The following is a 14,733-nucleotide window of genomic DNA, read 5'->3' as shown; positions in this document are numbered from 1 at the left end:
TGACTTTGACAAACACTTATATGAAATGGAGGACTTGATCCATGAGACAGGTACCTGAATTATTCCCTGTTATAACTCAGACAGGGAGAACATCATGAAAATCACCGATTTCAAGCGTAAAAAAGCACTAGGTGAAAAAATATCCTTTCTGACCTGCTACGACTACCCATCCGCCTGCATTATTGCAGAAACTGAACTGGATTGTGTTCTGGTGGGTGATTCAGTGGCCATGGCTGTTCACGGCTATGAGACAACGGTAATGGCTACCATTGAAATGATGGAATTTCATACTCGTGCAGTTGCGCGTGGTATAAAAAAACAATTCCTGGTCAGCGATCTGCCTTTCCTGGCGCATAAAGGCTCACAGCAGGAAACCGTTGCCAATGTACGGCGTCTGCTGCAGGCTGGAGCGCAGGCCGTAAAAATTGAAGGCGGGGATTTGGACACCTGCAAAACCATAAACCATTTGGTCGCCGCTGGCGTACCGGTTGTGGGACATATTGGCCTTACTCCCCAGTCAGTTCATCAGCTGGGCGGGTATAGGGTACAGGGTAAAACCCGGGAGCAGGCAGAGCAATTACTTAACCAGGCCAAAGATCTGGAGGCTGCCGGCTGCTGCGCTCTGGTTCTGGAATGCGTTCCTCAGAATGTGGCGGAACACATAACCAGCCATCTTTCTATCCCGACAATTGGTATAGGAGCCGGTGTTGGAACAGACGGGCAGGTATTGGTTTGGCATGATATGCTGGGCTTAAATGATTTCAAACCGCATTTTCTGAAACAATATTGTGAAGGTAAAGCCTATTTTCGACAGGCGATTAATGACTATATTAATGAAGTCAGGCATGCACAATTTCCAGCTAAGGAACATGCTTTTTAAGTGGAGATTAGGTTAAGGGAGTTCTGCAATTACATGTAGGTTGGGCCCTTGGCCCAACATTGAGTTCTGGAGTGGTTCGACCCTTTTGTTGGGCCAAGGGCCCAACCTACAATAACTCCTTAACTTAATGGCAGTGTCTCTAACTCTCTCCCCTGAGGGGAGAGAGGATTTTACCTTAATAGTGAAGGCTACAAAATTATGCAAATTTTTAATCGACTTGAGGACTGGATTAACTTTCGCCGTTCATTGCCAGAAAAAGCAGATATTGGTTTTGCCCCCACGATGGGTAATCTGCACATCGGTCATTTGTCGCTTTTTGAAAGAAGCAAGCGAGAGAATGGACTCACTGCAACCAGCCTCTTTGTCAATCCAACTCAATTTAACCGTCAGGATGATTTTAATCATTATCCCCGCAGCCTCGAAGCCGATTTACAGTTAATGGAAAATGCCGGCGTTGATTTTTGCCTGCTGCCAGAAAAGGAGGCTATCTATCATGATGGTTACACCTACCAGATTCAGGAAAACGAGTTTTGCAAATTGATGGAGGGGCAATATCGTCCCGGGCATTTTAATGGCGTGCTGACCATCGTAATGAAATTATTTAATCTGATTAAACCGGACCGCGCCTACTTTGGGGAAAAGGACTATCAGCAATATCAATTAATCAAAGGAATGGTTTCCGCCTTTTTTATGGACATCGAGGTCATTGGCTGTCCCACAATCAGGGAAGAAAGTGGATTGGCCTATAGCTCGAGAAACAACCGCCTGACCGCAGAACAAAAACAGTTAGCGAACCAGTTTGCGCAAATTTTTCATCAGAACAAATCCTGTGCCGAGATTATTACCGAGCTGGAATCCAGGGGTATACAGGTGGAGTATTTGCTTGATTATCAGAACCGTCGTTATGTCGCGGTCCTGATTGGCGACATTCGCTTAATTGATAATTTTGCCAGAACATGAGGCGATTACGCCTGTGTGCAAGCTTGATTGCCGGCTTTTTCTATGTCAACCTATGGTGATTATAACGCCAACCCAGACTCATTAAATTGAAATAAGCTGATGAAATATAATTTGAAATGGATGATCCTTATTTTTTTCAGCTTGCCTGTTATTGCTCAAGGAGCGGAGTCAGTCATCCCGTCATTGCCAGCCGGCGCGTCCACTCAAAATAAGGAAAGCCCGGCAGAAGCTGATATTTTAAGAACGATTCAGACTCTTCGTCAGCAAGGCAGGCTTGAAGAAGCCAAAGAGGCAGCTAAAATTTATCTGCATCAATTTCCAAAGGATGGCGATGTACAGCTGCTGCTTGGATTGATTGAAATGCAGCAGAATAATCTTGCTGAGGCAGAATTCTATCTTCGACAGGTCTTGTCCAATACTCCAACTTATACCGATGCCCGAGTCGCTTTAATCCGACTTAAATTGCGGCAGAGTCGTTTTGCTGAAGCGAATAAACTGTTGATAGAGGGGCTTAGACTTCAACCCGGACAGGCTGAATTATTGAAACTGCAGAATCAGCTGGTGAAAGCAGAAACGCCTGTTCCCTCACCACAAAAAGTAGCGAGTATGCCCGCACCCTCCTCTGCTTCCAGGATAGCACTCAAAATACAGGCGCCCAGCGCTGCCAGAACGGATGATTCAAAAAAACTGCTGGCCGAGCTGCAACAACTAAGGCAACAGGGAAAACTGGAACTGGCTAAAGCCAAAGCAATGAGTTACTTAAGCAAAAACCCTGATGATGGTGATGTTACTCTGGTATTAGGACTTATCTATTATCAACAGCAGCAATTTGCCAAAGCCTCCGGCTATTTTAAAATGGTACTGGAAAAAACTCCCGCCTATGTGGATGCGCGGGCAGCTCTTATTCGCATTCAGCTTATCAATAAAAAATATGAGGATGCCAGGGATTTGCTGCAAGCTGGATTAAGACTCAATCCTGGCAATCACGATCTGAAAGAGCTCGCAAAAAATCTGGCCTCTTTGACTGCGATCAAAAATAAAAAACCAGTTTCCCCCGCACCGGCGACTGTCGAACCCATTGATCCGGAGTTAGTCAAAGTAAATCAGTTGATTGGTCAGAAAAAATATGAAAAGGCAAAGGTCTACCTGATTCAATTATTGGAAATCCATTCTGAAAATACCAGATACCGCATTGCACTGGCTGATCTTTACCTCAGCCAGCATAATGATATGCAGGCTTTACTTCTTATCAATAAAGGCCTGCGTACTCAGCCACGAAATATTGATCTATTGCTGAAAAAGGGCGAAATTAACACTATCCTGCGCGAATACGCGGTGGCAGCCCGGGTCTATCAGAAGGTTCTGATGCTCTCACCCGACAATCGAGGCGCAAGGGGAATGTTGAATGAGATTAGCAGCATCAGCCCAAGATATACCTATGGTGTGAATGAAATTGGTATCGCTTCCGATAACGCCTATGTCGATGATCTTCACTCTATATGGGATTGGTCAACCCTTTACTATAGCCGTGATACAGACTGGGGCCGACTGGGAGGGAGGATTAACTATGCTTCACGACAGAGTCTCAATGCAAACCAATATGAAATAGACATCTCTCCCCGATTCAACCGAAATATTTATGCTGATCTAATGGCAGCCTGGTCCGATCAACCCGCCTTGTTTCCGGATTTTACCGGTGCTGCAGAGGGCTATGTCAATATACCCAAGTTCTTTGAATTATCTGCAGGAGCCAAATACGCGCAAATAGCCAGCACCTATCTGAGCACTTATACTGGCTCGTTTAATCTATATCCCGGCAGTTTGTGGCTTAGCTTTCGCCCTTTTTATTTTGTTCCGCGGGATTCAAACAGCAAGTCCTATTTATATACAGGAAGGGTGAGGAAATATTTTTCTACTGATGATCATTATATCGGTTTGGGTGGGGGCAGCGGCCACAGCCCCGATTTGGCCGATTTATTAACTGTTAATTTCCTGGTTATCAAAAACAGTTTTATTAATGTGAATTATACTTTCCCGATTTTCAATCATCATCTGGTAGTTGATTTAAGTGCCGGATATCAGCGCTGGCAATACCCTTCTGACCTGGTCCGCCGTTTATACGACGGCAGCCTGGGTTTACGATACCGTTTTTAGGCTTGCTATGGCTCAATTTTTAGGAATCATCAAGTTTGTGGTTCTTTTTCAGTTTGCACTCATATTTATTTTTGTTTTAGCCATGTATTTTACCCGTGGCTATTTTCACTACCGCGCAGGCAAAACCAAAAAATTGGCCGATGAAATTGCCCTACGCCTGAGTGCTTGTCTCAGTGAAGAGCAGGAATTACCTGCTAAAAAATTACGCCAATACATCAAAGCGATTGATGTGGTTCTCATGGTACTAAAGACGATGGAAACTCATCATCAGCATGAGGCTGCTTTTAAGCGGTTCATCATTTATCTCTCAGATAACTTATTGCAACCTGCAGCCAGAAATCTTTACAATTCCCGTCACTGGCTTAAACGCTATTATGCAGCGATTTGCCTCAGTTATGGCTTTGAAAAAAGTGATGAAGACAGGCTGAGTCAATTAGTTCGTGACAATACTTTATTAATATCGATAAATGCGGCGAGCACTGGTATCCGATATCAAAATCCAATCGTTATTAATCAATTGATTACCAGTTTTGCCAAAGGCCGCCATCTGCAGCAATCCTTCTTCGCCCAAATATCGGAAGTGTCCAATTATGATGTGGCGGACATTATTATTGCCAGGCTGCAAATTGAAAGAGAGCCGTATACCAAGTTATTCTGCTATCGACTCTTGAAACAAATCCCTTACACCAGACTTCTTGATTGTGCCATTGACGATTTGCTGTTTGATCTGGTCGATTTACGTATTGGCATCATTGAATACCTGACAGAAGTACAGGATGAGCGGAAAAACCAGATTCTTTATGATTTAGCCTTTGTTCCTCAATGGGAGGTACGTGCAGCGGTTGCAAAATCTCTGGCCAGGATTCACAATTCCAGGAGTATGGATATATTAAGTATTTTATTAACCGATCCGCAGTGGTGGGTGCGGGTGAATTCTGCCACCTCGTTATATGCACAGGGAGAAGCCGGCATAGACATATTAAAAGCACAATCGCCAGAGAATGATAAATTTGCTTACGAGACCGCTCAACGAATACTTCTTTCGGGAAATAGAAAATGACGGGTATATTATTCTTTATCTCGATTTGTATTCTGGTCTATTTTACATTCCTTGGGCTCTGGTATTCCTTGCTGCTGATACTTTCCTTTCCTGAGGTAATCAAGAAGTTTCGCGAAGTGACACTGGGTGATATCAGCCTGTTTATTGATCAACTGACTCAGATACCAATTACCATTGTAACCCCCGCTTTTAATGAGCAGCATCGCATTCTTTCCATGCTTTACAGCGGCTTAAACAGCAATTATAAAAATGTTCGTTTTATTGTAGTTAATGATGGTTCAACCGATAAAACGATGGAAATATTGATTGATGAATTCCAGTTGTATGAAATTCCTACGGTAATTAAGCAAACCATACCTACCTGTAAAGTCAGGCACTGCTTTCAATCAGCTCGCTTTCCTAATCTGATGGTCATTGATAAAGAGCATTCGCCCTATCATTGCGCGGCGGACTCCGTCAATGTCGGCTTAAATGCCTGTCAAACCCCCATTATGCTCACAGTGGATGCCGATACGGTTCTCGAGCCAGAGGCTTTGACTCGCATGATGTTCAGTTTTTTATCAAAAGGCCATTGTATTGTGGTCAGCGGGTCTGTGTATGTACTGAATGAAAATAAAGTCCAGAATGGACGTTTACTAACCACCGATTTACCCAAACGCTTCGTGCCTGCCGTGCAGGGTTTGGAATACTTGCGCTCCTTTCTTTATGGAAGAGCCGGACTCAATGTGCTGGGCGGAGCCATGTGCTATCCTGGTGCATTTACCTTGTTTGAAACACAAAGCCTTCGCGAGGTCGGCGGCTATGATTCGCAAAACTTTTCCTATGATGCGGAGATTACGCTCAAACTGCATCGTTATATGATCAAAAACAGATTCCCTCATTCTCTGAATCATTCACCAAACGCCTTTTGCTGGACGGAAGTTCCATCAACTGCCAAAAGCTTCTGGAATCAGCGTGATAAATGGCAGCGCGGCATGTGGCGAAGTGCCATGAAATTTATCACGATGTTCGGCAACCCTCGCTATGGAATTGTAGGTTTAATAAGCTTTCCAGCTTTTGTGCTTTTTGAAATTTTAGGGCCAGTTGTCGAGTTCTGCTCTTACTGCACCTTTATCATTGCCTACTTTATTGGAGATATCGACTATCAGGTTATTTTCTGGTTTCTGGTGATGGCCTGGGGATATCTTGCCTATATTACCGTGGCGATGATTTTTCTAAACCTGATTACTTTTAATAAATACCATCGCATGAAAGATGTATTTCGCAGCATCTGGCTGATTCTCGCCGAAATGCTCTGGTTCAGGGAATTTCGTGCCGCCTGTTGTGCAAGAGGAACCTTAAGGTATTTTGTTAACCGTCTTCTGGGAAAACCGCTTTAATCCACAAGCTTGGTTTCACTAACTTTTAAACTGTCACCTCTGCGAAGGCGTTAACTTCATGAGCTTCGCCCTATAATCCTCTCTCCACTCAGGGGAGAGAGTTAGAGAGAGGGGTTTCAAATCAACCCTCACCCTTGGCTAACCTGGGAGAGGAATCTTCTTTTAACTCCCGCAGCCAAATTTATACTCAAATTCAGCAAACCACATGTTCAAGCATTTCAGTGATTGTCTTTTCCAATGACCAATGATGTCGATAGCTAATTAAAGAACGTAATTTGCTTAATTCAGGCTTGCGATTTTGGATGTTGATGTAACCGTCGCCGTAGGTTTCTTCCAGGCTTTGAAACTGGATTTCAGAGTTTGATTCGGCCAGATGTTTTACCAGATTGGCAAGCTCAATAATGCTGATATCGTGATCGCTGCCGACATTGACCACTTCACCCACTGCTTTATTACTGAGGCTTAATTCGCGCATGATCTGGCAAGTATCTCTGACATCGCAGAAAGAGCGTGTCTGACTGCCATCCCCAAAAACTGTGATTGGCTCACCATGGGTCGCCTGCTTAATAAAACGGGGTAATACCATCCCATAGCGGGATGATTGCCGACGGCCTACGGTATTAAAAATCCGCATAACGGTGACCGGCACCTGCATTTCATGATAATAAGCCATTCCTGCCACCTCATTACAGAGCTTGGAAACAGGATAACTGGCATGGGCTTTTCCACTGGCCTCAACATGCAAAGGATCTGTCTCTTTCATAGCAGTGGGTTTTGAACCATAAACCTCAGAGCTTGAGGCTAATAGTACGGTTGGTTTTTCCTGCAGGCGTGAGACCGCCATCAGTAAGCGCTCAGTGGACTGCATATTCACCTCAAGGGTCGCAATCGGTCTTTGCAGAACATTAAACATACCCACAATGGCAGCCAGATGAAAAATAACTTCGCACTTCTGCACGATGGGATCCAGGGGTATTTCCAACAGGTTGGAATGATAAAATTTGAAGTTTTTATTGGAAAGAAAGGGCTCTATATTGCGTAGTTTACCGGTACTCAAATCATCTACTACAATCACTTCCTCATTTAAATTCAAATATAACTCAGCCAGATTTGAACCGATGAATCCAGCGCCGCCAGTAATTAGAATCGCCATACTAGTCCTTGTTATTACGAATAGCGTTAATACACTTGATTGCAGCAATCACCTGCATTAGGATTGCACAACCAGTGTAGCGAATTAAAGCCCCCAGTAAAACACCCCGGGTTCATCCAGTTTTTCCTCAGCAAACAAATTGGGAATATCCATAATAACCGCCGGGCGCTCGCATTTCATCACTAAGGACTGCAAACCTTTCTGCCGATAATAGTCATGCCCTACGACCACAATCGCCGCAGAGATGGTATTAACTTCCTCATAATCCACCAGATGGATATCATATTTTTTCTCAACATAGTCCCTGTCGGCAAAAGGATCGTGCACCTGACACTGAAACCCTGCCAGTTTTAGTTCTTTGATAAATTTCAATGCCAGGCTGCTTCTGATATCTGCCGCATTTTCTTTATAGGTAATCCCAAAAACACCCACCGGGCAATGTTTCACCGGAATATCATACTTGATCAAAGCCTGGACTAATTGACTGATAACGAAATAAGGCATTCCGTCATTCACTTTTCGCGCCGTTAAAATCAGGTCATGCGGAACGCCAATCCGCTTTGCCTTGAATGCCAGATATAAGGGATCCACAGCAATACAATGACCACCGACAAATCCAGGTTTGAAAGGCACAAAACTCCATTTGGTTTTAGCGGCCTGTAAAATTTCATGAACATTTAAATCAAGTCCATGCATGATTTGTGCGAATTCATTCATGCAGGCGATATTAATGTCGCGCTGGGTATTTTCGAGAATCTTCACCGCTTCGCCAGTTTTGATGCTGGAAACAGGATATAAGGTATCACAGCAGTGTTTATAAACGTCTTCTATCTGTTTTAAGGTTTCCTGATTCTGCGCAGAAATCACCTTAATAATGTTTTTTAAATTATAATGCGGATCGTGAGGGCTAATCCGTTCAGGTGAGTAACCGATATTGAAATCAATACCGCAACGAAGACCGCTCATCTCTTCAAGTAGCGGCTGGCATACTTCCTCGGTAGTGCCGGGATAGACAGTCGATTCATAAACAACAATATCGCCTTTCTTCAAAATACTGCCTACCGCTTTGGTCGCATTAATCACCGGTTCAAGATTAGGCAGCTCGTAAAAAAAGGCAGGGGTTGGAACAGTAACAATAAAGAAATTGGCGGTACGAATTTCATGCGTATTGCTGGTAAAAAAAACCGGACTCTCTTGCAACTCTACCTCATTTACCAGATTGTTTTTGTCAAAGCCATTTTTTAGTTCCTGAATTCGGCTTTCGGAAATATCATAACCATAGACCTTGTATGTTTTACTTAAAGCCGTCGCAAGACTTAAGCCCACATATCCCAGACCGATTATCGCAATTTCCCTATTCATAGATCACGTTCCCTGATTGTCAATGTTAAAAGTATAGTTGAATTGCCTGTTTCAGGTAATACAAGCGTCTGTTTTTTATCACTAAGTTTCTCTGCACAACCGATAGCTGCGCAGTGTGTTGATTACCGCTTCAGGTTTACTGTTAGCAACCTGGAAAGCTAAATCATAAACAGTATCCGCGAAACAAGAGAAAAGATTGATCTATGCGTGAATACACCCTAAATTTAATAGAAGAGTCACTACTTTCGCTTTAGGGTTCCCCTGGAAGGATATGGAAATGTTGAAACCTCAAGGATTATTAATACATCACCGAAAACAGGCTCATCATTATCTTCTGCCTCGGGGAAATGACTCCCATGATTAATGATCTCTCCCATCTGAAAGAGTTCAACTTCAGCGATCAACAGGGAGTCAGCCAATCGATATTGAAGGATAAGATCCATCTTTTATACAAGCAGCTCCCTGTTGCTATTTTAGCAGAAGCCTTTGCGTATATTGTGTTTGCCTCAGGCATCTCATCCTATGGCCAACATCTGTTCAGTATGAAAATCTGGCTGGTTTATATGATTATCGTAACCCTGTCAGGGTTAACCTTATACCTCGCCTTTCGATTTAAACCACAGGCACTCTCCTATCGGATATGGTTATTACAATTCGCTTTGTTCTGTTTTCTGTCAGGCTCAGGATGGGGCCTGGCCAGCGTGTTGCTGATACCTGCGGACAGTATTCTGCATCAGGCATTTGCCATCATTCTTATTTTCGGTCTGCTCGCCGGAGCCGTTCCATTTCTTTCTCCATTGATTAGTATTTATGCTTTGTTTCTATTACCCACTGCGCTTCCTTTAATAATATGGCTTTTTATGCAAAGCGAAATTCATGTTCTGATTGCCTATTGCGCTATCATATACGCACTGGTTGCCTTAGCGAGTAGTCTCTATGCCAATCAATATTTAACTAATGCACTTTCTCTGGCTTATAAAAATATTAATCTTGACAGCATCAATCAGTTACTTGAAAAAAAAGTAGCCCTGCGAACCCGCGAGCTGGAGCAGAACCTTGCCCTCACCCGCTCTACACTGGAGTCCACTGCTGACGGCATTATTGTAGTAAATCGTGCAGGAAAACTCGATTATTACAATCAGAGGTTTCTCGACCTGTGGCAGGTAGCCTTCACCAGTCAACCTCGAATCAGCATTCAGGAGTTTTTCCCAACGCTTTTGCACGAGCTTAAAAATCCGGAAGCATTTCGAAAAATATTAGAAAAACTGAGCATTGATCCGGAAAGGGAATATGCTGACGAATTTGCTTTGCGCAATGGCCATATTCTTGAATGGAACTCAAAGCCACACCGGCTGGGGAATACAGTTGCCGGACGCGTGTGGAGTTTTCGCGACATCAGCCAGCGCAAGCAAATGGAATTACAGCTCGCTTTTCAGGCCAATCATGATCAGCTGACTGGCCTTCCCAATCGCAAACTGCTCTATGATCGCATTATTCATGGCATTCATTTTGCCAAACGGAATCATAATAAACTGCTGCTTATTTTTTTAGATATCGATAATTTTAAACTAATCAATGACAATCTTGGCCATGAAATTGGCGATGAGCTGCTGCAGCAGATTACCCAGCGTCTTAAGCTCGCTACTCGGGAAAGTGATACTCTGGCACGTTTTGGCGGCGATAAATTTGTTGTTTTATATGCGATCAAAAACTATCGGCATGCTGCGATGCTCTGTAAACGAATTTTGTCGGTAATGACTAAATCGGTTTATATTCATCCTCATGAAATTGTCGTCACGGCGAGTCTTGGTGTAAGCCTGTACCCCAAGGACGGTACCGAGGTTGTCACGTTACTGACCAATGCCGAAATGGCCATGTACCAGGCTAAAAACATGGGCCGTAATAACTACCAGTTATATGACGAATCCATTCGCAATCAGGCCCGGCAAAGTCTCCAATTACAGATGGAATTGCGAACTGCCCTGGTGAAAAAAGAGTTTTTCCTTCTCTACCAGCCGATAATTCAGTTAAGCAGAGGGCAGGTTGTTGGCGTTGAGGCCTTGCTGCGCTGGCAACACCCCACGAAAGGGATTATTTTACCTCATGAATTCATCACCATAGCTGAAGACTCCGGTATCATCATACCGCTCGGGGAATGGATTTTTAAAACGGCCTGCACCCAGAATAAAACCTGGCAAGACCAGGGATTAAACCCCATTCGCATGGCCATTAACGTTTCCGGAATTCAATTATTAAGGGATGACTTTGTTGCCTGCATCGAGCGTTGCCTCGAAGAAAGCGCGCTTCCACCCCATTATATTGAAATTGAATTAACCGAAAGCGTGATTATGGACAAACAGCAGCAGCATATTAATCTCTTGAATGTACTAAAAAACCGCGGCGTTCAACTTTGCATTGACGATTTTGGAACCGGTTATTCCAGCTTAAGCTATTTGCGCGATTTCCCTGTCGCAAAGATTAAAATTGACCAATCCTTTGTTGAAAAATGTCCCTTCGATCCGAACAATAATTCCATCGTGGAGGCCATTATTGCCATGAGTCACGGGTTAAAAATGCGCGTTTTAGCAGAGGGAATACAAAACCCGGAGCAATTGCAATTTCTTAAAGAGTTAGGTTGTGATGAAGGCCAGGGTTTTTATTTTAACCAAGCGCTTTCAGCGGAAGAAATTGCAAAACTTCTTGCCTGATTTCATATCATAAATTCTGGTTTTTTTACAACTAAAAATAATTAAGCTAGAATGAATCCTTTTTAAACAACTAAGGTTGCTAATGTTACTCGTAAAAAAAGCCATTCGGCTTCTTAAATTCACTTCTTCAAATCCATTTGACAATGTAGATTCAACGAGCCTTTATACAACATTATTACAAAGCGAATCGCCCCAGGAACAAGCCATTTATTCTTTATTTACACGTCATAATACCATTGCTCGCTCATTGCAGGAAAAATTACTGTTTCTCTGGATTCAAAATCCTTCAAGATTAACCAATGCAAATTGCAGTAAATTCTATGAGATTTTAAAGAACTCACTAAGCAATTCGTCCACCAGTCCTCGCTATAAAATGCGTGCTGGATGGTTAATGGCTATTTTATCCAATACACTTCCCGAAGAGTTCAAAAACACGGTCGCGTCTATGGATCAGGACTCTTTTATTCCAGGTTTCGCAGATTTCTACCCCACCAGAAAAGTGTTAGAGTTCTTACAGGCTATGCGAGTGAGGGCTGAGAATCCATCAGGGTTGATTACGAATTACTATTTCGTGTCTGCAGCCCATCTTAAAGTCGAGGATATAGAGGAAATTTTACCCATGTACCTGGGAGATTTTAGAAAAAATCAACCCACTTTAGATCTTAACGATCAGCTTTTTCCACTCCTGGCTTTTCTTGAATGCATGAGTGATGAACAACGCCTTAAAGCATTTAATCAGATTGTAAAATGCGTACAAATCGAACCCTTATCCTTTATAAAAGAAATCCTTAGCCGATTTCTGGAACAAGCCAGCGATAATTTGGTCGCTCAAATTAAAAACCAGGTCGCAGATGACTTTGTGAAAAGAAACTCTCCTGAGCATCAAGGGTCCATTAATGAGAAATATTACAGAATCTATGATCTGCATAATTTTATGAATACTCTTATGGAGCAAACTCATCAAAAGAAAATAGCCGACATTGCTACACCCGCGAACGAAAATGAATTATCGCGCTTCATTGATGATTTATTTAAAAATCTCCAAACGTATCCGAGAACATTGGCTGCCTATGAAGGAGCTTTTAGAACCTTAATGCAACTAGTGTTTAGCAATGATCAAGCAAGAGTAATCATTAAAGAGAAAATTGATCAGAACTATGATGCTCAAAAATGCAATATCTATTGTCGTTTCCAGCAGCAGCTAAGAGCTGCCTGCATACTGAAAACCTGCCTTCCAAACACGCTTCAGGCCTGCCAGGAATCAGTGGATACGCAAACCATGATGTCTGAAGCAATCGCCTCAATCTGAGCTAACACTAAAAATGCTGATTAATTGCCTTGGCGTAGGTTTCCCGCGCCTCGGTTAATCGCTTTTCTGCTGCACCCAATTCAGCCATCAGCACCAGTTGCTGCTCTTTCCTTTCACCAAGCGCAGATAATCTTGCCGCCAGGGCATCTCGCTGCTCAGTGAATGATTGAATTTGTTCTTCAAGAGAAGCCAGCCATTGCTGGCGAGTGCTTAGAGCCTGCAGCATAAAGCTGGCCGTGTCTTCTGTTTTTTTAACAGACGCCTTACACTGGCATAATCTGACCAGAATATTAATTTTCTGATGGATACGCTCTGCAAGATAATTGGCAGCCTGCGAATTGGCTTGTATGGCCAGCCTCTCGATATCCCTTTTAATCTCGGCAATGAAATTGTCGGCTTTGGGCTCAAACTGATAGTGAAAAATCCCCGGCGGCAAACTTTGCCAGGATATCTGCACACCCGGCTTGCTCAGATTCCAGGCTAGCTCAGGCAGTCTGGATTTAAGACCTTGCAGCATTACTTCTATGTTTTCTAGCATGGGCTTATACCCGGTGGTGTGTCCGGTTCAAACTCTTTCACATCGGCGAACTCAGGCTTATGGACCAGCTCATGTGTTTTTAGCCGATCCAGTAAATAGCGGCAAAACTGACGGCCACTTTCTTTTGGAAAATCATTCTCAAGCAGATACTGATGACCATCACTGAGAGCATTGGTGTTCAAAAAATTAAGCCAAAGAGGATATTTAGTCAGTATAGTGAGCATAACGCTTCGATCATAGCGCAGCAGTCCATTAATTGCTTTAATCATTTTTGAGTCGCAGTCAGGATCCTCGCTTTTTGCTATCTGTTCCAGCGAGCGGTATAAATAACTCACCTGCCATTTTTTTCTCAAAAGAGGCATAGATTGCGAATTCCCATCCAGCAGCTCGCTTACCGCCTGCTGAATATCCTTTCGGTCTTGCAAATAACGCTGAACCTTTCTTTTCGACTGCTCTGAAAAATTGTTTTTGCTCATGAAAGCATGAATTGATTCAAGGGCTTTAATTTCCAATTGATGCAACCAATGAAAATATTTGTCAAAAATCCGCAAAACACTGGTTTCATCATACTGAATGAGTGCTACTATCGCGCCAGGAATTTTTTTAGAGTAGTCGTCAGACTCTTTTGCCTTCAGGATAAAGCGTTGCAAACCATGATATAAATACTCTAACTGCCAGGGTTTAAAAAATTTCAGCCATTCGGGGTAGTCAGTCAGCAGATCTAAAATTGCCTCATCGCAGTGGTTCATCAGAGTGAATAATTGCAAACCCTCAGGCTCTTTTTCAAGTGAGTCTTCCAGCATAAGCCAGACATTTTTCCGATTGTTTCGATACCCTTTGGAGCGAGCATAGGAGTCTTCACTCAAAAAAGTCTTAAAAAAAAGATTCATATTTAACATATCTGCGCCTTCACCCACTCGCAAAATTAATCGAACAAATAGGGTATTGTAAGCCTTTTGAGCAATTTTATAAATAAGAGTTCTAACCTCGCCACAAAGCGCTTGAATTTTTTATTTAAAAAGGTATGCTTTGTAATTGTGGGGCCGTTAGCTCAGCTGGTAGAGCAGGAGGCTCTTAACCTCTGTGTCATAGGTTCGATCCCTATACGGCCCACCATTTAAAATCAGGTACTTAGCTTGATCCATATTTCCCTGCTTGTCTCAGCAATCCAAAATAATTTAAAATGGAGCCTCCAGCTAAGGTCTCCTCAACAATGGGTTCGCCATAATC

At 43.0% G+C, this 14,733-nt stretch carries 11 protein-coding genes and 1 tRNA gene; 8 read left to right on the top strand and 4 right to left on the bottom strand.

Annotated features, from left to right (window positions below):
• The first annotated feature begins 94 nt into the window (after nucleotides 1-94).
• The 5 genes from panB to LXA66_RS08825 all read left to right on the top strand — a co-directional run bounded on the left by panB (nucleotide 95) and on the right by LXA66_RS08825 (nucleotide 6,433).
• A complete protein-coding gene (panB, locus tag LXA66_RS08845; protein WP_233012844.1) occupies nucleotides 95-880 on the top strand; it encodes a 3-methyl-2-oxobutanoate hydroxymethyltransferase in 786 nt (261 codons plus the stop codon).
• A gap of 198 nt (nucleotides 881-1,078) precedes the next feature.
• Complete coding sequence (gene panC, locus LXA66_RS08840) at nucleotides 1,079-1,840, top strand: pantoate--beta-alanine ligase (protein WP_233012842.1); 762 nt, start codon at nucleotides 1,079-1,081, stop codon at nucleotides 1,838-1,840.
• 99 nt (nucleotides 1,841-1,939) lie between these two features.
• On the top strand, nucleotides 1,940-3,994 hold the full coding sequence (locus LXA66_RS08835; RefSeq protein WP_233012841.1) for a YaiO family outer membrane beta-barrel protein: 2,055 nt from the start codon (nucleotides 1,940-1,942) through the stop codon (nucleotides 3,992-3,994).
• Nucleotides 3,909-5,054 (top strand): HEAT repeat domain-containing protein, encoded by a 1,146-nt coding sequence (locus LXA66_RS08830; RefSeq protein ID WP_233012840.1) that lies wholly within the window; start codon nucleotides 3,909-3,911, stop codon nucleotides 5,052-5,054. The genes LXA66_RS08835 and LXA66_RS08830 overlap by 86 nt, the downstream gene beginning before the upstream one ends.
• The gene (locus LXA66_RS08825; protein WP_233012839.1) at nucleotides 5,051-6,433 is read left to right on the top strand and encodes a glycosyltransferase; all 1,383 of its coding nucleotides are present in this window, start codon (nucleotides 5,051-5,053) and stop codon (nucleotides 6,431-6,433) included. The genes LXA66_RS08830 and LXA66_RS08825 overlap by 4 nt, the downstream gene beginning before the upstream one ends.
• 193 nt (nucleotides 6,434-6,626) lie before the next feature.
• Here the strand turns inward: LXA66_RS08825 and LXA66_RS08820 are convergent, their stop codons facing one another.
• Both LXA66_RS08820 and LXA66_RS08815 read right to left on the bottom strand, forming a co-directional pair.
• Nucleotides 6,627-7,586: an NAD-dependent epimerase/dehydratase family protein gene (locus LXA66_RS08820; RefSeq protein ID WP_233012838.1), complete on the bottom strand. Its 960-nt coding sequence runs from the start codon at nucleotides 7,584-7,586 to the stop codon at nucleotides 6,627-6,629.
• Between the two features lie 84 nt (nucleotides 7,587-7,670).
• Nucleotides 7,671-8,948, bottom strand: a complete 1,278-nt coding sequence (locus LXA66_RS08815; protein ID WP_233012837.1) for a nucleotide sugar dehydrogenase — start codon at nucleotides 8,946-8,948, stop codon at nucleotides 7,671-7,673.
• A 356-nt stretch (nucleotides 8,949-9,304) separates the two neighbouring features.
• Here LXA66_RS08815 and LXA66_RS08810 point away from each other — a divergent pair, with 356 nt between their 5' ends.
• A complete protein-coding gene (locus LXA66_RS08810; RefSeq protein WP_233012836.1) occupies nucleotides 9,305-11,656 on the top strand; it encodes a bifunctional diguanylate cyclase/phosphodiesterase in 2,352 nt (783 codons plus the stop codon).
• Between the two features lie 82 nt (nucleotides 11,657-11,738).
• Entirely contained in the window at nucleotides 11,739-12,965 is a 1,227-nt protein-coding gene (locus tag LXA66_RS08805; protein WP_233012835.1) for a hypothetical protein, read from the top strand.
• 7 nt (nucleotides 12,966-12,972) lie between these two features.
• On the opposite strand, the gene LXA66_RS08800 is transcribed toward LXA66_RS08805, so the two are convergent.
• Together LXA66_RS08800 and LXA66_RS08795 are read right to left on the bottom strand one after the other, a co-directional pair.
• Nucleotides 12,973-13,503, bottom strand: coding sequence for a hypothetical protein (locus LXA66_RS08800; RefSeq protein WP_233012834.1), 531 nt, complete (start codon nucleotides 13,501-13,503; stop codon nucleotides 12,973-12,975).
• Nucleotides 13,497-14,402, bottom strand: a complete 906-nt coding sequence (locus LXA66_RS08795) for a hypothetical protein (RefSeq protein ID WP_233012833.1) — start codon at nucleotides 14,400-14,402, stop codon at nucleotides 13,497-13,499. Before LXA66_RS08795 ends, LXA66_RS08800 begins: the two co-directional genes overlap by 7 nt.
• A gap of 141 nt (nucleotides 14,403-14,543) precedes the next feature.
• Here LXA66_RS08795 and LXA66_RS08790 point away from each other — a divergent pair.
• Nucleotides 14,544-14,619: transfer RNA gene (locus LXA66_RS08790), tRNA-Lys, on the top strand.
• Nucleotides 14,620-14,733 lie beyond the last annotated feature (114 nt).

The organism is Legionella sp. 16cNR16C (assembly GCF_021297775.1).
In the GTDB taxonomy this organism is placed as follows: Bacteria; Pseudomonadota; Gammaproteobacteria; order Legionellales; family Legionellaceae; genus Legionella_C; species Legionella_C quinlivanii_A.
Note: the sequence above shows the minus strand (reverse complement) of the source record. Positions and strands in the feature narration are given on the sequence as shown.

Excerpts from the sequence above, each read along its gene's own strand:
- panB (WP_233012844.1), top strand. The coding sequence starts at position 95 with ATGAAAATCACCGATTTCAAGCGTAAAAAAGCACTAGGTGAAAAAATA.
- panC (WP_233012842.1), top strand. The coding sequence starts at position 1,079 with ATGCAAATTTTTAATCGACTTGAGGACTGGATTAACTTTCGCCGTTCA.
- LXA66_RS08835 (WP_233012841.1), top strand. The coding sequence starts at position 1,940 with ATGAAATATAATTTGAAATGGATGATCCTTATTTTTTTCAGCTTGCCT.
- LXA66_RS08825 (WP_233012839.1), top strand. The coding sequence starts at position 5,051 with ATGACGGGTATATTATTCTTTATCTCGATTTGTATTCTGGTCTATTTT.
- LXA66_RS08820 (WP_233012838.1), bottom strand. The coding sequence starts at position 7,586 with ATGGCGATTCTAATTACTGGCGGCGCTGGATTCATCGGTTCAAATCTG.
- LXA66_RS08815 (WP_233012837.1), bottom strand. The coding sequence starts at position 8,948 with ATGAATAGGGAAATTGCGATAATCGGTCTGGGATATGTGGGCTTAAGT.
- LXA66_RS08810 (WP_233012836.1), top strand. The coding sequence starts at position 9,305 with ATGATTAATGATCTCTCCCATCTGAAAGAGTTCAACTTCAGCGATCAA.
- LXA66_RS08805 (WP_233012835.1), top strand. The coding sequence starts at position 11,739 with ATGTTACTCGTAAAAAAAGCCATTCGGCTTCTTAAATTCACTTCTTCA.
- LXA66_RS08800 (WP_233012834.1), bottom strand. The coding sequence starts at position 13,503 with ATGCTAGAAAACATAGAAGTAATGCTGCAAGGTCTTAAATCCAGACTG.
- LXA66_RS08795 (WP_233012833.1), bottom strand. The coding sequence starts at position 14,402 with ATGTTAAATATGAATCTTTTTTTTAAGACTTTTTTGAGTGAAGACTCC.